This is a genomic window from Serratia sarumanii (assembly GCF_029962605.1).
In the GTDB taxonomy this organism is placed as follows: domain Bacteria; phylum Pseudomonadota; class Gammaproteobacteria; order Enterobacterales; family Enterobacteriaceae; genus Serratia; species Serratia sarumanii.
This window is the reverse complement of sequence record NZ_CP124750.1, coordinates 971,862-990,853: the sequence shown is the minus strand read 5'-3', so window position 1 is coordinate 990,853 and position 18,992 is coordinate 971,862. Positions and strand designations below refer to the sequence as shown.

The window sequence follows — 18,992 nt, the reverse complement described above, 5'->3', positions numbered from 1 at the left end:
GGCTATCTCCTTTTTTGCAGGTGACTCAGACTGCCGTACAGCGCCAGCAGCTGGCCGTATTCGGCGGCATCGTAGAACCGGCAGGTGCCGCGGCCGAATTCTTTGGCGACTTCCACCGCGAATTTGACCGCCAGCGCGATATCCGTTTCGTGGCTGGCGCCGGTGCCGCAGCCCGGCACCACCGATTCGCTGCAGATCGCCACGCCGACCACCGGCGCCGCAGTAGCGGTCGAGGGCTGCAGGATGCTGTTGAGGTGATGCACGCCGTTGCCGTAAGGGGTGATGTCCTGCGTGGTGATCGGGAAGGTCACCGCCGGGCGGCCGCTGGTCATCTCCATGATGCGCAGCAGATCTTCCGCCACCCGCAGGATGTAGCCCTCTTTCACCGTCGGCGATAGCGCATAGCCTTTGTGGTTGATGATGCGGTTGCCTTTGGTGGTGTCGATCGACAGGATGGCGTCAGCCTCCGGCACCACTTCATTATCGTTCATCGTCACGTCATCGATCGGCGAATCCATAAAATCGACCGGATCGTGCGGCCGGGTCGGTGCGTTCGGGCAAATATGGGTGGTGACGATCACATCCCCCGGCAGCGTGTCGCCCTTGCGCTGCATCTCCGCCAGCTTCAGCGCGGCGGCAATGGCGGCGATCGCGCCGTCGCCGTCGGACACCAGCCCGATACGCGTCGGCCGCGCGCCGATGCCGCCCAGGCGGCCGATAATGCCCAGCGTCGGCGCCGCACCGCCAGCGAATTTGCCTGCGCTGCCGGGGATCTCGATGCGCACGAAATCGGTGCCGCCCTTCGGCCCCTCGGCGCGCAGGGTGCTGGCGCGGATCGCCGGGTAAGGCGCAAACAGGTCGACGACGTCCTGGCCGCTGACGAATGCGCTATCAATCAATTCAAAAACCTGCAGCGTTTGTTGCAAACTCATGGTCGTTTTACCTCACCAATGTCATCGGCAGGGGCTATTTGCCCTTGCTGGAAAAAATCGAGCTGAAGAAGTTGTAGAGCGCGTCGCCGGCGATAAATCCGGCCGCCATGATCTCCATCGGCGTGCGGCCGCGATCGCCCCAACGGCGCAGGATCGCCACGCGCAGCGCGATGCCCACCAGCACCGCCCACCCGGCCAAGGCGTTGTTGATCAGCAGGCCGGTTGCCAGCAGCACGCCGAGCTGGCGCTTGGGGCCGCCGATCAGCTGCACCACGGCGCCGGGGATCGCCCAGATCAAAAGGCTCCAGGCGATGCCCGGCTGCGCACCGGCCTCGATGGTCTTGGCGTAAACGCGCGCGACCGGCGGGATCAGGTCCTGCAGGAAATAGCTGTGGTAAGAGAGGTAAACCACCGGAATGGCGATGAGGAAGGCGATCAGCGCCGCAAACAGTTGAATGCGGCGCCCCAGCAGTTCCTGCCGCAGATCCTCGCCGTAGCCGCGCAGGATGAAGCCGGCTTTCAAGTCAAAGCCCATGTCGGCGAAGGCCGGCCCGGTGGCGGCGGTAAAGCCGGTCAGGATGCACAGCGCCAGCGGTGGGAAACCGATCAGGATACCGACGATCAGGGTGATCAACGCCACCGCGAACGCCGGAAACCAGCCGGAGTGCATGGCGGCGATACCGACGATCAGCTCATGAACGAAAGCGGCGAACGCCGCGTAAATCACGAACAGCGCCAGCATCGGCAGCGACATCTCGCTAAACAGCCCGCCGACCAGAGCCAAAAACGCGGCGATGGCGATGTAGCCGACCGCCCCCAGGCCGAGCGCTTTGCTTACCGCGCTGTCCGGTTGGGTATAACCGGCGCTATCGGCGCGGCGGCTGCGGATCACCTGCGCGACCTGGATCAGCGCCACCAGGCCGGCGCCAACCATCACGCCGTGCGGAATAAAATGGGCATTAATATCGAAACCGGCCACCGGCTCGGCGTAGGCCCGCAGCAATAGCCCGACGCCGAACATGCTCAGCGCCCAGATATTGCCGATAAAGGCGGTGCCGAAGGCCGCCATGGGGATCTTGAGCATTGATCCGGCGATGCCCACCCCTACGCCCACCACCAGAAGCCAGGCCTGCTTGCCGCCGCGATCGCCGGCTTTAATCGCCTCCGCGGCGGCGACGCCCGGCGGCCAGGCATTGGCGGCGGGGAACACTTTGGTATCGAACAGGCGATAAAGCAGATAGGCGTCGAGCAGCATCGCCGCCGCCACGCCGCAGAACATCGGCAGAATAAGCTGCGGTTGCCCCATCACGTAAGGCACCGCAATCGGCATCAGCAGACAGTTGGCCGCGCCGAAGGTGGCGGAGGAGATCACCGTCTGCGCCAGGTTCTGGGTGTGCACCGAGCGGTAGCGTTGAAACATTTGCAGCGGAATGCGTGCCAGCAGCATGGCGATCAGCGCACCGATGATCGAGGTGTTGGGCGTCACGCCCAGCGTAGTGATCAGCTGAACGCCGATGATCGCCCCCACCACCGAAAGCAGCGCCATGACCAACAGCGTGCCGACCTCTTTTAGCGGATTATTTGATTTCATGCTTGGTATCCCTGAATATTTCCTGCCGCATGCCGGAAATAACGCCCGACGATAGTTCGCCGCGACAGTTCCATTATTTGGAACTGCCGGCGTCATAACGTGATTATTTTCTTATTTAGCCTGTCTATTTCTCACCAATAAAATACGGTGAAATATAATTAATGAGTTCCCTGGTGTCGGCGCTCGTTAATGATGATGAAACGTTATAGCTCCGGCGCGTTAGTTGATCTGCTGCCAATAATCATCGCCATATTTTTCCGCCAGTTGGCGGCTGACTGCGGTTAATTCGGCCAGAATTTCCGGAACAAACGGCTGTTCCTCGCCCTGCGAAGGGAAGGACAGACACAGCCCCACCGTCTCGCTGCCGTGCTTGTTCACCAGCGCGGTCGCCAGCGAACTGATGCCGTTCAAAGTTTCATTGCGCGCCAGCGACCAGCCCTGGCGCCTCACCTGCTGCAACTTCTGCAGCAGCGCATCCAGCGTTTGCGGCGCATTGGGCGAAGCCGCCCGGTAACCGCCGGCGTAACGCGCCCGAACCTGCTCGTCGCTTTCACGCGCCAGTATCGCCCGACCAACCGAGGTTTCCGCCGCCGGTGAACGGTAGCCCGCCGGGGTGACCACCTGCAAAAAGTGGCGGCCGGGGAACATGCGCATCACCATGATCTCCTGCCCCTCCAGCACCGAGAGGTAGCCGGTACACGCCGTCTGGCGGCACAGCTGCGCCATGCTGGCCGCCAGGTTGTCCACCAGCGGCATCGACAGGTAGTGGCTGGATGCCGCCAGCAACAGCGCGCCGATGCGGTAACGCCGGCTATCGGGATCGCGCTCCAGCATGCCCTGATTTTCCATGCTCTGCAGCAGGCGCGATACCGTGCTTTTCGGCAGCGCCAATTGATCTACCACGTCGCTGAATGCAATGCCCGGTTGGCCATGCATCACGCGTTGTTGAGAAAAGAGTTTTAATACCGCAGCGGCATTTTCCAGCGTTGTCATGATCCGCCTTGTTCCACTATATGGAACTCAGTTCCTATTTTATAATTAAAAACTAAAACCCGAACTCCGCAGCGTCAAGCTGTTTATTTTTTGTCAGCCGTAAAATAAAAGGCATTCGTGCTTTTTAAATGAAAATATCGCGCAGAACGCCAACTCCGCCGCGCCAAATAAAATAACGATACGCTTTGAAAATAATGAATGGCAGGACAAGCTGCTGAAAAATGATTTTATCAGGGAGAGATATTGTCGCGGCTCAAAAACTTGCGCCGCGCAAACTGAAATCGATCGGCAACGTCAATTCCACCGTGCCGTTGACGTAGGCGTCCGCCGGCGGCGTAGGCAACGGCGAAGCGCGCTTGACCAGCGCCTGGATTTCGCGATCCAGCGACGGCAGCCCGGCGCTGCTGACCAGCGTCACCGCCAGCACATGGCCCTGCCTGTCCAACGTGAAACGCACCTGCCCGACGCCCTGGCGCTTCAGCCGCAATGCGTCTTTGGGGTAACGTTTAAAGCGATTCAGGCGGCCGCTGATGCGGCTGCGCCAGTTGTCCACCCCCGCTTGAGCATAGGGCGTCAGGCGGGTTTGCGGCGCGGCCGTTTTATCCGCCCGGCCCGGCGGTGGCGCACCGACGCTTTGCTCCTGAACCTTCGGCGGCGCGATCGTTTTCTCCTGCGGCGGTGTGCGCGGCGGGAGGGTTTTCTTCACCGGCTTGGGCGGTTTTTTCTGCTTCGGCGGTACGGCGATGTTCGGCCGTGCGGCTTCAGGCACCTTCACCGTCGGCAAGGGTTCCGGCGCCGGCGGTTCAACCTGAGGCGGCGGCGTCCTTTGTCCTGGCGGTTGTTTTACCTCGGCCGGGGCCAGCGGTGCGGCGGCCATCACCACCATGACCGCCGGTGGCGGCACCCACGCCGGCGCGGCCTTGTCTCGCCAGGGCCAGAGCAGCGCCGCGGCCAGCAGGTGCAGCGCCAGCACCAGCACCAGGCAACGGCGCCAGGGCATGGCGGCGCCGGGCGCGGCAAAAGGCAGCGGCGAAACCGACATGCTCACTCTTCCGTCAGCGCCAGATGAAGGCGATCGGTCAGCGGTTTGAACAGGTAGTTCATCATCGAACGCTCGCCGGTGCGGATGAACCCTTCGACCGGCATCCCTGGGCGGATCTCCAACCCGTTCAACCGCTGCAGGCCCGCTTCGCTGACCTTGGCGCGCACGCTGTAATAGGGCGCACCGCTTTTCTCGTCGGTCAGGCGATCGGCCCCGACCAGCGTCACTTCGCCCTCGACGCGCGGCGTGGTGCTTTGGTTAAACGCCGAGAACAACAGCTCGACCGGCAAGCCCACCTGCACCTTGTCAATCAGTTCGACCGGAATACGCGCCTCCACCTGCAGCCCCCGATCGCTGGGCACGATCTCCATCAGTTGCTGACCGGCGCCGATCACACCGCCTTCGGTGAACACGCTCAGCCCCACCACGGTGCCCGCCACCGGCGCTTTCACCTGCGTATGGCCCAGATCGGCCTCCGCTTTGGCCAGGCGGTTATCCAGCTCGTCCAGCTTCATCCGCACCTCGGCCAGTTGGCTGCTGACCTCTTTCTGATATTCTTCCCGCCGCTGGATCGCCCGCAGCTTCAGCTCTAGGATCTGGCGCCCCAGGCGGCCGATATTGCCGGTGTCTTCGGACGCCTGGCCGTCGATCTGCGCATACTGCCCTTCCAGATCCAGCAGCCGGTTGCGCGCCACATACCCTTGCGCCGCCAGCTTGCGCATGCCGCTCAGCTGCTCCTGCAACATGGCCTTTTGCCGCTGCTTGCTGGCGTAAGACTGCCGGATCCCCTCCAGCATCGCCTGCGATCCGGCGATGCTCTCCGCGATCGCCGCCAGCTCGCTCTGCAACGCCGCACGGCGGCTGGTGAACAGCTGCTGTTGCAACAGCATCAACGACATCACCTCCGGCTCCTCCCGCCGCGCTTGCAACAACGCGGGGAAAACGATCGCCTGCAGGCCATCGCGCTCGGCCTGCAGCCGCGCCCGCTGCGCGGCGTTGCTCAACTGCTGGCTGCGCAGCGCATCGCGCTGGGTGCGGCTGTCGACGGTATCCATCAGCAGCAGCACCTGCCCGGCGCTGACCCGGTCGCCCTCATGCACCTGAATTTGCGACACCACGCCGCCGCTCGGGTGCTGCACCGCCTTGCGGTTGCCGGCCACCACCACGCTGCCGGAGACCGGCACACCCTTATCCAGCGGCGCCAACAGCCCCCACAGCAGGAAACCGCCAAATCCCAACAGCACCAGCCAACCACCGAGCCGCAGGTGGCGCCCTTCGTCGAACTGCCGGGAAAGCGCGTCGATATCGCCGGGGATCACACTCTGATTGCTCATACTTTTCGTTCACCGCTGGCCGTTTTGGCAAAATTGGCGTAGTTGACGTTGAAACCGCCGCCGCTGCTGCGGCCGGCGTTGGCCGGTACGGCCGCGGGCGTAAAACCAGGCAGTTTTTTCAGGATGGCGTCGCTGGGGCCGAAGTGCTGCACCTGGCCGGCGGCCAGCACCAGCAATCTGTCGGTCGTCGCCAGAATAGCCGGTTTGTGGGTCACCAACACGATGGTGGTGCCGCGCTTTTTCAGCGCTTCGATCGCCCGCTGCAGCGCCTCTTCCCCTTCGCGATCGAGGTTGGCGTTCGGTTCGTCCAATACCACCAACGCCGGAGAGCCATACAGCGCGCGCGCCAGCGCCACCCGCTGACGCTGGCCGCCGGACAGGCCGCTGCCACCCTCGCCCAGCTCGGTTTCATACCCTTTGGGCAAATGCAGGATCAGTTGGTGCACGCCGGCCAGCGCGGCGGCGGCCACCACCTTCTCGGCGTCAACCTGGCCAAAGCGGGCGATATTTTCCGTCAGGGTGCCGGCGAACAGCTGGATATCCTGCGGCAAGTAGCCGATATGCGGCCCCAGTTGCTGTTTGTCCCACTGCCGAAGATCCGCACCGTCCAGCCGCACGTCGCCGCTGAGCGGCGTCAGCGCGCCGACCAGTTGGCGCATCAGCAGCGTTTTGCCGGAGCCGGACGCGCCAATGACGCCCAGCACCTCGCCGGCCTCCAGACGAAAACTGACGCCGTGCAACACCGGCGCGCTCCCGCCAGGCGCGCTGGCGCTCAGCTGATTCACGGCCAATGCGCCGCTGGGCGCCGGCAGCGGCAGGCTCGCCGCCTGCGGCGGGTTGGCGGCCAGCATCACCTCCAGCCGCTGCAGGGACTGGCGCGCCGACGACCACTGCTTCCAGGCGCCTATCAACTGATCGATCGGCCCCAGCACCCTGCCGATCAGGATCGATCCGGCGATCATCATGCCCGGCGTAATGTCGCCGTTGACCGCCAGCAGCGCGCCACAGCCCAACATCAGCGACTGCAGCGCCAGCCGCACGGTTTTCGACCAGGCGGTGACGGCGGCGATTTTCTCGCTGGCGCGGTTCTGCAGCAGCAGGAACTGCTGATGCTGCCGCAGCCAGCGCAGGCGCAAATCGGTCAGCATCCCCATGGCGGCGATGGCTTCAGCATTGCGCAGGTTGCCGTTGGCCTGCTGCGTGGCGCTCAGCGCGACCCGGCCGGCCTCCGCGAGCGGCGCCTGCGACACCCGCTGGTTGAGCCAGGCCAGCAGCACCAGCACGATCACCCCGGCGCTGGCCAACGCGCCAAGCCAGGGGTGGAGCAGAAAAACCACCAGCAGATAAACCGGGAACCAGGGGGCATCGAAAAAGGCGAACAGCGCATTGCCGGTGGCGAACTGGCGCAGGTTGGTCAGATCGTTCAGCGCCTGCCCCGCCAGCGGGTTGCCGGTTTTCAGATTGGTTTCGAAGGCGGCGTCGTAGACTCGCTGATTCAGGCGCATATCCATCTGGGCGCCGAGGCGGATCACCACCTGGCTGCGCACCCACTCCAGCAGCCCCATAAACAGGTAAAGGCCGACCACCATCAGGGTCAGCATCGCCAGCGTCATGCGGTTGCCCGACGGCAACACGCGATCGTAGACCTGCAGCATGTACAGCGCCGGTGCCAACATCAACAGGTTGATCACCGCGGTAAACAGTGCGATGCCCCAAAATACGCGCCGGTATGCGGCCAGCACGCTCATCACTTCTCCGCGCCTGACGGCGTTTTTCATGGCGTTTTCCATCGGCTAAAAACGAGAAAATGCCCGCCGGGGCGCGCGGCGCCGGCGGGCAAACGGCCACGATCAGGCCGCCAGCAGTTCCGGGCTGTCGGCATGCTGCACGCCCACCGCCGTCGCCGCCGCCACCTGATCGAAGGTGGAGTTGACGCTCAGGCCGTAGTCGTCGAGGATGCCGTTCAGCGCGGTCTCCAGCGCGCCGGTATCGCCGGACATCAGGCCGTACACCACCTGGTGCACCACGCCATCGTGGCCCTGCGCCTGCAGGCTGCTGAGGTTCAGGCCGCCGAAGCTGACGTCAGGCACCTGAATGCTGTACGGTGATGTATCGCCACCGCTCAAACCGTCGCCGAATGACAGGGAATCCAGCTGGCCGTATAGGGTATGCGCAGGTTCATTGAACAGCGTGTAGGTCAGGTTGCCACCCGCCACGACCGACGTGACATGGTTATCCGTACTGGTCACGGCGTATTGGCTACCGGACAACCGGCCGCCGTAGAAGCCACCGCTGTTTGAGCCTTCGACGACATTACCGTTGGTATGGTTGATATCACCGAATGTCGAAGCCCATTGGCCCAGATAGTCATGAATGCTGTAACCGCCAAAGCTGCTGTCATAGTTGACTGAAAATGCCATTTCTCTATCTCCATTGATGAACGGCGCCCCTTGCGAGGCAGCCCTTGTGCTCAAGGATGAGCAACGCCCTTTTACTGCTTAAAAACGGTATTCCACCCCGCCCTGCACGGTGCGGCCGCGCCCGAGGGTATTGGCCAGCGTCTCCCCATAGCTGACGACGTAGGCGCGGTTGGTCAGGTTCTCCACCGAGCCGCGCAGCGTCAGGCTGTCGGTCAGCTTGTAGCTGGCGTACAGATCGAACAGGGTGTACTTCGGCCAGTCGGCCAGGTACGGGTAGTTGGATGGCACCGAGCTGTCCTGATAGCCCGGCGCGAAGCGCACGGTCACCCCGGCGTCCAGCTTGCGATCGAAGGCGCGGCCGCCCAGCGTCACCGAGCCGCGATCGCCCGGCAGGTAGGCGGCGGAGCCGAACTGCGTCCCCCCGTCACACGTGACGAAGTCATTGGAAGCGGCATCCGGCTCAACATAGAAGTTGCCGCGACGCGATCCGTCGCCGTAGCGCAGACGCCCTCCCAACCAGGCCTTGTTCGAGCAGAACTCGTTTTTACCGATCATGTGGGTGTAGGTCAGGTCGGCGTAGAACACCCCGGCGTCATAGTTGAGCTGGTACTCCAGCCCGCGGAAGCGGGTTTTAGACAGGTTGTTGACGTAAGCGGCATTGCCGATGCTCGGCTGCACCAGCCCCGGTTTATTGCGGTCTATCGCCAGGTTGATGTAGTTATCCACTTTGGTGTCGAAGTAGGCCACCTTGGCCACCAACCGATCGCCCTCAAACCACAGATCCGGCTGCTGCACGTTGAACCCGACTTCCCAGGCGCGCGAGCGCTCGGGCTGCAGGAACGGGTTGGGGTATTGCGTGGAAGAACTGTGCGCGCTGCCGTTAGTCAGCGTTTCGGTGATCGCCGGCGGCCGCCAGGATTTGCCGTAGGTGGTATACAGCTCAAGCCACTCCACGCCGGGGCGCACCGCCACCGCCAGCGTCGGCGACAGCTTGCCCTGATCGCGATCCACGTCCCAATCTTCGCGGGTCGTGGTTGAACAGCCGGTCAGACGCAACGCTTTGCAAGGATTGTCAATCGTGTAGCGTTGCCCATCCTTGGCCAAATCCGGATAGCTCAGGCCGGTCTGGCCGCGTAGGCGATAGCGGTCGTAACGCAGCCCCCCCTCCAGCGTCAGCCAGCCGTCGTAGTCGTAGGTCAGGTTGGCGAACAGGCTGCCGACCGAACGGTTGCCGGCCGGCGTCACCCCTTCCATACCCTCACGGGAAGAGTCGCTGGTCGCTTTGTCGTAATAGAACTCCAGCCCGTAGTTGGCGCGGAAGTCATGCCCCGGCGCCAGGCTGAAACGCGAGGTGTTTTGCGCCTGCGCGCCATAGGTGCGCAGGCGGGTGCGCGTCGCGTAGCCGTTGTCCAGCAGCGAGCTGGTGCTGTAGGTGTCGCTGTCGTCCTGAGTATCGACGTAATACAGCTTGGCCTGAAAATCGAGCCAGTCGACGCCTTCCGGCGCCAAGCTGTAGTCGAACGCCGCGTTGCGCGCCATCACGTCGCTGTAACCGGTGCGCTTCCAGCCCAGTTCATAAGGCGGCCGGGTGCCCAGGTTGGTCAAGGTGCCGGCGATCGGCGACGCGGTCTGGGTCTGCAGATAGCTCAATTGCAGGCGTTGGTTGGCGGGCAGATTCCAGCCCACCTTGGCCAGCCGCGAGTGCATGCGGTAATTAGTGTCGGGGATTTTGTTGTTCTTGATGCTCTCGGCGTAGCGATCGTAATTGCCGGTGTCGTTATTGATGCGAATGTTGCCGATGTCGCCCTTGTTGCCGGGCCAATAGTCGCCGAGGTGGCGTTCGCTGGCGGCCAGCAGCATATCGCCGGTTTCGTTGCCCAATGCCAGTATGCCGCTGCCGATGAAGTGGGTGCCGTTATCGCCGGTGCTGGCGTGCAGCTTGCCGCCCAGCTCTTTGCCCGGCGCCAGGAAATCGCTCGCGCTGACGGTATTGAAGGTGGCGATGCCGCCGAGCGTGCCGGCGCTGCCCATACCGCCGGTGGTGCCCTTGTCGATGGTCACGCCGGTCAGCAGTTCGGAATCGATGTACATGGTGCCGTTACGCTGGCCATGGCCGCTCTTTTGAAAATTCTGCCGCATGCCGTCGATGTTCATGTTCACCCGGCCGTAGTCTTGTATGCCGCGGATGTTGACCGACAGCGCCGGATCTTGCTGGCTGACGCTGGAATAGGCCCCCGTCGTCTGCTCCAGAATATCGGCCGCGTGTCGCGCCGGGCGGTTGTCCATCTGTTCGCGGCTGATGACGCTGACCGAGCGCGGTTCGTCGTAAACCCAATCGTTGGCGTTGATGCCGCCGGCGCCCAGCACCGTCAGGCTGTCCAGCGCCAGCGCACCGCCGTCGCCGTTCGCCGTCGGCAGCCGGCTCAATACGATCTGCCCCTGCGGCTGCAGGCGGAAAGCCACCGGATTGCCGCCGATCAAGCGCCGCAGGCCCTGTTCAACGCTCATGCTGCCGTTCAGCGCCGCCGCCTGCATGCCATCGAGCTTCACCTCGTCGAAAAATACCTGCATGCCGGCCTGCTCGGCGAAGCGCAACATGGCGCTTTGCAGCGGCTGCGCCGCAATGTTGAAATGCTTTTGCTGTGCAGCCTGCGCGCCGTTCGCCTCAGCCTGGGCGGCTAGCGCCACAGCCGGCTGAGTCAACATCATCGCCGCCAGCGCGGCGCGTACCGCCGTGGCCAATCGGCCGGCCGGCGTGGTTCCCTTGTGAATAAACATGCGTGTGTGTTCCACCCGAAAGAATGCCAAACCAAGTGATAATGGAAATCAATCTCGTTTAAACATAAGGACGTTCCGGGAGGCAAAAACCCGTAAAGATTTTTTACAGAAAGTGAAAATAGCGGCGAAACGGGCATCCCGGCCCGCCTGCGCCGCTCAGTAAAGCAGCGTGATGCCGGGGAGATTCAGTTGGCGGGCGGAGAGTTCCTGACGAATGGCGCCGACGCCGTCGTCGAGTTTATTGAGCGCAAACACGCCGCTCACCGTGCGCGCTCTTAGCGCGGGATTGACCGCCACGATGCGGGTCGCGCGATAGCGGTTGAGCTGCGCGAGCGCCTGCGTCAGCGGTTGGCGGTCGATCACCAGCCAGCCGCGCCGCCAGGCGTCATCGCCGGCCGTTTGCCGCGTCAGCTGCAGCTGCCCGTTGCGGTAATGCGCCGCCTGGCGTTGCGCGACCACCAGCGAGCGCTCACCGCGCTCAAGCGTCACCCGCACGCTGTGCTGATGCACGCTGATGTCCACGCCCTGTTCGGTGCGCGCCACGCTGAACTCGGTGCCCAGCGCCTGAGTGACGCCGTTTTCCGCCTCCACCCTGAATGGGCGGCTTTCCGCCCCACCTAACGGCGCGACGATAAAATAGGCGGCGCCGCTCAGCAGCCGCACCTTGCGTTCGCCTGCGGAATACGCCAGTGCGATCGCGCTGCCGCTGTCCAGCGCCACCCGGCTGCCGTCCGGCAATGCCACTTCGCGCACCTCGCCGCGAACGGTTTGATAATCCGCCTGCATGCCGATCCACAGATCCGGCCCGCGATAAACGCCGAAGGAAACGGCGATCGCCACCGCCGCCGCCACCGCCCAGCGGGGCCATCGATGGCGAGATGGCGTTTTCAGCGCCGCCACCTGCGGTTGTAACGCCTGCCGCTGCTCTGGCGGCAGCTGCCCCAGCGTCGTCCACAGCAGGCGAGCCTGACGCAGCGCCGCCGGATGCTGCGGATCGGCGGCCAGCCAGGCGTCCAGCGCTCGCCGCCGATCGGCCGGCAGCGCCCCTTCGGCCAGGCTCACGGCCCAGGCGGCCGCCTGCTGTCGCGCCTGTGCGGTTAGCGGTTTCATAATGGCATAGACCTCTGTTTTTTCTGGTTATAGGTTAAGACGTCTGAGCGCGGATAAACCCGTAAAAAAATTGCCATTATTGTTCTTCCATCCGCGCCATCAGCCGCTCGAGCGCGCTGGCCAAGTGTTTTTCCACCGTGCTGAGCGACACGCCCAGCTGCGCCGCCACCTGCGCCTGGGTCAGGCCATCGAGCCGGTTAAGGCGGAAAATCTGCTGCGTGCGCGGCGGCATGTCCGCCAGCGCCTGTTGCAACAGCTGCAGCAATTGGCTATCGATCGCCAGTTGTTCAAGCGCCGGTTCACCGGAGGGATACTGCGCCAGAACGTCGTCTTCGACCGCTTCGGTCTGCCGCCGCTGCTGCTGGCGCAGATGGTCGAGCATCAGGTTTTTGGCGGTTTTGTACAGGTAGGCCTCGATATCGAGAATATTACCCTGCGGATACTGCTCGGTCAGGCGGGTAAAACTTTCCTGCGCCAAGTCCGCAGCCAGCTGAGGGTCGCGCAGTTTGGCGTTCAAATAGGCTTGCAGCGGCCGCATATGGCGCAGAAACAACGCCTGCAACTCGGAATTGGACATCTCTTTTCCCAGAAGTGAAACACCCAATAGGGGCGATAAAAATCACATAAATGATTATCATTATCAATATTGTTCTGGGAAATATGTGCTAAGGCGGGGATAAACGGGAAACCGGCCTGGCGCCGGTTTCCGCTGGGCTGCAGGTCAGAGCTCTAACGCCTCGTCCTCATAGCGATGCTTGGCGTCAAGCGCTTCCTGCTCGGTTTCATGTTCACTGAGCAGCGTATTCGGCTCAATGTCGTCGGTGCGCACTTCAAAACGGCGCAGATGCAGGTTCGGGTCGCCCCGAAACACCTCTACGACGCGGGCGCTCCGTGGATAAGCAGGTTGATCATTTTCGCGCATGCCGTTCTCCCGTGTGATTCACACAGTAGCAAGTATAGCAGCCGCCCTCATTCCGACACGCGCGAGCCAAGATCGCGATCGCCGGGCGCGCCCGCCAGCAGCTCGGTCAGTTCATCGCAGGCGCAAATGCGGCCCTCACGCACGGTGAAGTGCGCCAGCACCCGCACGCGGCTGCAGGAGCCGTCGCGCTTTTCCACCTCGACCAGATGGTGGGTCAGCACCACCTCGCCCCGCTCCGCCGCCGCGATCACGCTCAGCGTCATGCGCCGGGTTTGCCGCTTCAGCAGCGCCATGTGTTGCTCAAACTGCTCGAAGTTCAGCACCTTGCCATCCACCTGCTGGCGGTAGTCTGCGCTGAAACGGGCGGCGAGCTGCGTTGGCCGGTGCTCCGGGCTGGCGACGACCTGCTGCAGCGTATCGAGCACCAGGTTCAGTGGGGTAAGTTGAGTCATCAGGTTTCTCCGAAATAGGGTGAACGGCGATCCTATCCCGACCAGGCGATGGCATAATAACCACATCAAGACTTTCAATAACGATAAACGGCCAATATGACGCAGATCCGCAGCCAACGCCTTCAGCATGAAAAAAAGCACCTGACGCCCTGGCACCGGCACGAAGGCGGCCAGATCTATCTCTTGACGCGCGGCATGCTGGCAATGGAACTCCCGGGCCGGCAATGGGCGATCACCGGCGGTACGCTGGGCTGGCTGCCGCCAGGATGCGCCCATCAGGCGCTGGCCTGCGGCGACGTGGCGGGCTGGAATCTGTATCTGCCGGTGGGAAGCGTGCCGGAGATGCCGCCGCAGCCGCAGCTGTTCACGGCCTCTGCGCTGTTGCAGGCCCTGGTGGAGCGCATCGCGCAGTTCCCCGCCGGCCCGCTGAGCGCGCCGCAACGGCGGCTGCTGCAGGTGCTGCTGGACGAAATGCACGCGGCAAGCCGCGCGCCGTTACAATTGCCGCTGCCGCAGGACGCCCGGTTGCTGAACATCGCCCGGGCGCTGCTGAACGATCCCGCCAGCCCGCGCAGCCAGCGCGACTGGGCCATTTGGGCCGGGCTCAGCCCGCGCACCCTGAGCCGCCGCTTTCTGCAGGAAACCGGCATCAGCTTCGCGCTGTGGCGCCAGCAGGCGCGGGTATTGCGTTCACTGGAGGGATTATCACGCGGCAAAGCGGTCGGCGAGGTGGCCGACGCCTGTGGCTATGACAACGTCAGCGCCTATATCGCCGCCTTTCGTCGCCGCTTCGGCGTCACGCCCGGGGCGTACTTTGCGCCGGCTCGGCAAACGGAATAGGAAAACGGGCGCCCGGCGCCCGAAGAGAAGAAAGGGTTACTTCACCGTCTCACGCGGCAACACCGCGAGGATTTGTTCCACCACCCGCTGCGGATCGGCGGTGCCGTCTATCACGTAATGCGCGGCGTCCTGATACAGCGCTTCGCGCGCCGCCAGCACCTCGAGCATCTCCTCGGCGATCGGTCTGCCGGTGAGCGTCGGGCGCTGCGCATCTTCCGGGTACTCTTCCAACCGCTGCGCCAACACGCTGGCCGGCGCGCGCAGGTAGATAACGGTGCCATGCTGGCGCATAAACTGACGGTTCTCCTCCGCCAGGATCGCCCCGCCGCCGGTGGCAACTATAGTTGACGGCTTGGTCACGGTTTGCAACGCGATGATCTCGCGGCGGCGGAACCCCAGCCAGCCCTCGCGCTCGACCATTTCCGCCACGCTCATCTGCGCCGCCTGCTGCATAAACAGATCGGTATCGACGAACTGATAGCCCAACGCCAGCGCCAATGCGCTGCCTACCGTGGTCTTGCCGGCTCCGCGAGCGCCTATCATGAACAGGGTTTGTGTCATTACGGGTTGTCCCTTATGCGGTGACTTGAGTGCATTGCATACCAAAATACCGAGCGGGTGCGATGGCGTGGTGGCAGCATCATACCCTGCCCGCTCTGTATTTCAATATTTACGATAGTGTAAATTCCATGGCACAGCGACTGCCTGCGGCAAAGCCGTGCGCCAGATCCTCATCCAGGTGCCGCCGCAGAGCGGCCGTGAGCCGCGCGTCGTCAAGCGGCCGGAATCCCAGCCGCCGGTAGTAAGGCGCATTCCACGGCACCTCGATGAAGGTGGTGAGCGTCAGGCGGCCCGCGCCCTGCCGTTTGGCCTCTTCCGCCACCGCGCCGATCAGGCGACGGCCGACGCCCTGCCGCTGCCAGGTGCCGGCGACCGACAATTCGGCGATGTGCCAATCTTCCCCCTGAGCCTGCACGGCAATAAAACCGGCGCACTCGCCGTTGTCGCTTTGCGCCAGCCATTCACGGTGCTCGGCGATAAATGCGGCGTGCTGCTGCGGGGCCATCACCTCGCCTTCGGCGATAAAGCGCCATTCCGGCTGCTGGCGAAACAGCTGCGCCGCCGAACGTTCAACCGCCATCAAGTGCACGATATCCCGCTGCTGCGCCAAACGAATCTGCAGGCTCATGGGTTCTCCTTAACGTTGGGGCGGTTATTTAAGCAAATTTCACCGCCCGTGGCTTAGAAATCGACACTGCCGCGCAGCACCACCTCACGCGGTTCCCCCACCGCCACGCGCAGGTTGCCGCCGCTGGACGGGTAGTAGGTTTTATCGAACAGGTTCTTCACGTTCAGCTGCCATTTCACCCGATAGCCGTTGATCGGCATGGTATAAGCGGCGAACGCATCGGCAACGGTGTAATTATCCAGGTAGAAGCTGTTGGCGGCGTCACCCGGGCGGCGGCCCACGTAACGCGCGCCGGCGCCGATGCGCACCTCATCGCCGCTGTACAGGCCCGGGCTGCCCAGATTCTGGGTCAGGAACAGCGAGGCGGTGTGGCGCGCCACGTTGGTCATCTCTTTCCCCTTGTTGTCCGGATCGTCCACCACCCGCGCGTCGGTATACGCATAGGAACCGATCAGGCTCAGCGAGTCGGTGAGATTGCCGGCCACGTCCAGCTCCACGCCCTGCGAACGCACGCGCCCGGCGGTGCGCGTCACGGTTTCGCCCTCCACCAGCTCACTGACCATCACGTTGCGCTTGGTGATGTCAAACAGCGCCAGCGTGCCGGTAACGCCGTTCGGCAGCGCCAGCTTGCCGCCGACTTCCCACGACTTGCCCTGCTCCGGCGGCAGCGAACCAATTTGGGTGGCGATGGAAGAGTTCGGCTTGAACGACTCGGTATAGCTGCTGTACAGCGACACATAAGGCGTCAGCTTGTAGACCACCCCGGCGCGCGGCACCAGCTTGCTGTCCGAGCTGTCGGTATTGGTCTGGAACGGCCGCCCCTTGCCGGCATAAACGTCGAAAGCGTCGTAACGCAGCCCGCCCATAACCAGCCATTTATCGGTCAGCTGGATGGAATCCTGCATAAACCAGCCGTAGCTGGTGAGGTTTTCCCGCTGGTCGCTGTCTTTGGCGCTGACCGCGGTTGACGGCGGCATCAGGCCGTATACCGGATGATAGATATTGAAATCGCTGTTCTTTTTACCGCGGATCATGTCGCCGCGGTAGGTACGGTTATCTTCAAAATCGAAGCCGAACAGCATCTGGTGGTTGATGCTGCCCCAGTCCACGTCGCCATTGAGCGTCAGCTGCACCGCGTTGGCGTGGCTGACGGCGTTGGCGGTCGCGTCGGCCTGGCGGCTCAATACGCCGCTCTCCGGGTTCAGCGCCGTGGCGCGCGCCTGGTTGTCGCTGTAGCTGTTGCGGCTGTAGGCGTAGGTCAGTGAGCTTTTCCAACGCTCGTTGAGCGTTTGATCGATCTGCAGGGTAACGCTGTCCTGATCGCCGCGGGTGGCGTTATAGGCTTCGTCGAAACGGCGATCGCGCGGCGTATTCACCGGTTTGCCGGTGCGCGAATCGATAATGGTGCCGCGATCGAACGGCACCAGATATTCCATATGTTCATAGGCCAAGCGCACGGTGGTGTTCTCGCCGTACCACATCAACGACGGCGCGATCACCGTCTGGCGATTGCGGCCAAAGTTGCGCCAGTAATCGGTTTCATCGTGGTCGACGATCATGCGATAGGCGAACCCCGACGTGCCGAGCGGCCCGGTAACGTCAAGCTGGCCGCCGCCGCCGTTGAAGCTGCTGCCCCAGCCTTCCACGTGGGTATGCTGCTGCAGCTGGGGCTTTTTGGTGATCATGTTGATCATCCCGCCCGGCTCGCCCATGCCGTACAGCATCGAGGCCGGCCCCTTGAGCACCTCCACCCGCTCGGTGGTCGGCGTGAAGTTGCGCGCCTGCACCGAGCGCACGCCGTCGCGCAGAATGGAGCCGTCGCGGTTGTCGCCGAAGCCGCGTTTCATGACCGCGTCCTGGGTGCCGCCCAGCGTGTTGGCCTGGGTAATGCCGCTGACGTTGTACAGCGCTTCGTCCAGGCTGCTGACCGCCTGATCGGTAATCACCTGCTGCGGCACCACGTCGATCGCCTGCGGCACGTTCAGCAGGCTGGTTTCGCTGCGGGTGCCGGTGACGCTGGTCAACGGCTGATAGCTCTGCACGCCGTCGGCGTCTTTGCGGCCAATCACCACCAGGCTTTCTTCTTTCGATGCGGCTTTTTCCGCCGCCCACGTCGGCGATGTCGCGCAGGCCGCCAAAGGCAACGCGCACCACCAGCCGCGCTTGTTGTTATTCATTATCTAACTGACTCCAATAGGTCCCTGAAAAAGGTAACGGCAAAAACTGCTGATACAGCTGTTGGAAGGTCTGCTGCGGGTTAATGTCGGCGAACAGATCCGGGTAAAACGCTTTGGCGAACATCTCGACCAGCACCACGTGATACGGGCTGAGGTAAAAATTGTGCCAGACGCTCCAGGCGCGATGGTTTTTCACCGCCTGCAGGCTGGCCAGCATCGGCTGTTTGGCGATCAGCCGGCGGAAGCTGTCGGCGGCGTCCTGTTGGCTGACCTGCGGCCCGAGGCGCAGATCGGACAGCCGTTTGCCCTGCGGGCCGGCCATGCCGGTGGCGAGGTAAACGTCGGGATTGGCGCTCAGAATGGTTTCCGGGTTCAGTTCGCCATACACCCCTTTGACGCTGGCGTTGGCGATGTTGTCGCCGCCGGCGAAGGTCAGCAGATCGCCGAGATTGCCGTGCGCGGCGGTGGTGCAGCAGGTGTCGCGCCGCCCCAGATGCAGGTGCAGCATCACTTTGGGCTTCGGCCCCTGATAGCCCGCCAGCCGTTGCCGGATCACCGCCATATGCTGCTGATAAAACGCGATGAACTGCTCGGCGCGCTGCCGGCGATTGAGCACTTCGCCCAGCAGCCGCACGCTCGGCACGGTGTTGTTCAGCAGATCGATGCGCAGATCGACGTAGATTACCGCCACGCCGGCCTTGTTCAGCGCGGAAACCAGCAGATCGTTGTCGCCGTCTTCACGCGCGTAGCGCGCCAGGATCACCAGATCCGGCTTCAGCTGCAGCAGGCTTTCAATATTGACCTGGCGGAAGTTATTACCGCTGATAATGGGGATCGCGGCGATCTGCGGGAACTTCTGCGTATAGAGCTGCCAGCTTTGTGCATCGAACCGCGCCAGATCCGCCGGCCAGCCGACGATGCGCTGCGCCGGGTTGCCCGGCTCCAGCAGCGCCAGCGTATACAGCATGCGGCTTTCCCCCACCACGATGCGCTGCGGGTTGTCCGGCACCACGACCTGGCGGCCGGTGATATCGGTCACCGTCTTCGCCTGAGCGGAGAACACGCCGAAGCACAGGGAAAGCAGCAGTAAAATGAGGGAATTGCGCATGATTAAGCCGACACGGGGAAATAGTGTGCGCATGATAATCACTCTCATTAGCACTTGCAATCCTGCACGGCGATTGCCAAAAGAAATCCGGGAAACGGCGCCGG

At 63.1% G+C, this 18,992-nt stretch carries 17 protein-coding genes; 1 reads left to right on the top strand and 16 read right to left on the bottom strand.

Annotation, left to right across the window (positions count from 1 at the left end):
* Positions 1-2: 2 nt before the first annotated feature.
* The 12 genes from SSARUM_RS04625 to SSARUM_RS04570 all read right to left on the bottom strand — a co-directional run bounded on the left by SSARUM_RS04625 (position 3) and on the right by SSARUM_RS04570 (position 13,574).
* A complete protein-coding gene (locus SSARUM_RS04625) occupies positions 3-932 on the bottom strand; it encodes a DUF1177 domain-containing protein (RefSeq protein ID WP_033647333.1) in 930 nt (309 codons plus the stop codon).
* A gap of 34 nt (positions 933-966) precedes the next feature.
* Entirely contained in the window at positions 967-2,523 is a 1,557-nt protein-coding gene (locus tag SSARUM_RS04620) for an OPT/YSL family transporter (protein WP_043146698.1), read from the bottom strand.
* A 219-nt stretch (positions 2,524-2,742) separates the two neighbouring features.
* Positions 2,743-3,516 carry an IclR family transcriptional regulator gene (locus tag SSARUM_RS04615; protein ID WP_060429613.1) on the bottom strand — a complete coding sequence of 258 codons (774 nt, stop codon included), beginning with the start codon at positions 3,514-3,516 and terminating at the stop codon, positions 2,743-2,745.
* Positions 3,517-3,769: 253 nt separating this feature from the next.
* The gene (locus tag SSARUM_RS04610; protein WP_060429611.1) at positions 3,770-4,558 is read right to left on the bottom strand and encodes an energy transducer TonB; all 789 of its coding nucleotides are present in this window, start codon (positions 4,556-4,558) and stop codon (positions 3,770-3,772) included.
* A gap of 2 nt (positions 4,559-4,560) precedes the next feature.
* Positions 4,561-5,892 carry an HlyD family type I secretion periplasmic adaptor subunit gene (locus tag SSARUM_RS04605; protein ID WP_060387340.1) on the bottom strand — a complete coding sequence of 444 codons (1,332 nt, stop codon included), beginning with the start codon at positions 5,890-5,892 and terminating at the stop codon, positions 4,561-4,563.
* The gene (locus SSARUM_RS04600) at positions 5,889-7,670 is read right to left on the bottom strand and encodes a type I secretion system permease/ATPase (protein WP_060387810.1); all 1,782 of its coding nucleotides are present in this window, start codon (positions 7,668-7,670) and stop codon (positions 5,889-5,891) included. Before SSARUM_RS04600 ends, SSARUM_RS04605 begins: the two co-directional genes overlap by 4 nt.
* 72 nt (positions 7,671-7,742) lie before the next feature.
* Entirely contained in the window at positions 7,743-8,312 is a 570-nt protein-coding gene (locus SSARUM_RS04595) for a heme acquisition protein HasA (protein ID WP_033647344.1), read from the bottom strand.
* Between the two features lie 78 nt (positions 8,313-8,390).
* Positions 8,391-11,090 (bottom strand): TonB-dependent receptor, encoded by a 2,700-nt coding sequence (locus SSARUM_RS04590; RefSeq protein WP_060429609.1) that lies wholly within the window; start codon positions 11,088-11,090, stop codon positions 8,391-8,393.
* Positions 11,091-11,246: 156 nt separating this feature from the next.
* Positions 11,247-12,200: a FecR family protein gene (locus SSARUM_RS04585; RefSeq protein ID WP_033647347.1), complete on the bottom strand. Its 954-nt coding sequence runs from the start codon at positions 12,198-12,200 to the stop codon at positions 11,247-11,249.
* 76 nt (positions 12,201-12,276) lie between these two features.
* Positions 12,277-12,777: an RNA polymerase sigma factor gene (locus tag SSARUM_RS04580; protein WP_033653296.1), complete on the bottom strand. Its 501-nt coding sequence runs from the start codon at positions 12,775-12,777 to the stop codon at positions 12,277-12,279.
* Positions 12,778-12,921: 144 nt separating this feature from the next.
* A complete protein-coding gene (locus SSARUM_RS04575) occupies positions 12,922-13,122 on the bottom strand; it encodes a YaiA family protein (RefSeq protein ID WP_004940491.1) in 201 nt (66 codons plus the stop codon).
* Between the two features lie 47 nt (positions 13,123-13,169).
* Positions 13,170-13,574, bottom strand: coding sequence for a nuclear transport factor 2 family protein (locus SSARUM_RS04570; RefSeq protein WP_060420433.1), 405 nt, complete (start codon positions 13,572-13,574; stop codon positions 13,170-13,172).
* Positions 13,575-13,670: 96 nt separating this feature from the next.
* On the opposite strand from SSARUM_RS04570, the gene SSARUM_RS04565 reads away from it, so the two are divergent.
* Positions 13,671-14,414 carry a helix-turn-helix domain-containing protein gene (locus SSARUM_RS04565; protein WP_060420435.1) on the top strand — a complete coding sequence of 248 codons (744 nt, stop codon included), beginning with the start codon at positions 13,671-13,673 and terminating at the stop codon, positions 14,412-14,414.
* Between the two features lie 36 nt (positions 14,415-14,450).
* Here the strand turns inward: SSARUM_RS04565 and aroL are convergent, their stop codons facing one another.
* The 4 genes from aroL to SSARUM_RS04545 all read right to left on the bottom strand — a co-directional run bounded on the left by aroL (position 14,451) and on the right by SSARUM_RS04545 (position 18,888).
* Positions 14,451-14,975, bottom strand: coding sequence for a shikimate kinase AroL (gene aroL, locus SSARUM_RS04560; protein WP_060429607.1), 525 nt, complete (start codon positions 14,973-14,975; stop codon positions 14,451-14,453).
* A 109-nt stretch (positions 14,976-15,084) separates the two neighbouring features.
* The gene (locus tag SSARUM_RS04555) at positions 15,085-15,603 is read right to left on the bottom strand and encodes a GNAT family N-acetyltransferase (RefSeq protein ID WP_060429604.1); all 519 of its coding nucleotides are present in this window, start codon (positions 15,601-15,603) and stop codon (positions 15,085-15,087) included.
* Between the two features lie 53 nt (positions 15,604-15,656).
* Entirely contained in the window at positions 15,657-17,780 is a 2,124-nt protein-coding gene (locus SSARUM_RS04550) for a TonB-dependent siderophore receptor (protein ID WP_033647355.1), read from the bottom strand.
* Complete coding sequence (locus tag SSARUM_RS04545; RefSeq protein WP_033637257.1) at positions 17,773-18,888, bottom strand: ABC transporter substrate-binding protein; 1,116 nt, start codon at positions 18,886-18,888, stop codon at positions 17,773-17,775. The genes SSARUM_RS04550 and SSARUM_RS04545 overlap by 8 nt, the downstream gene beginning before the upstream one ends.
* Positions 18,889-18,992: the final 104 nt, after the last annotated feature.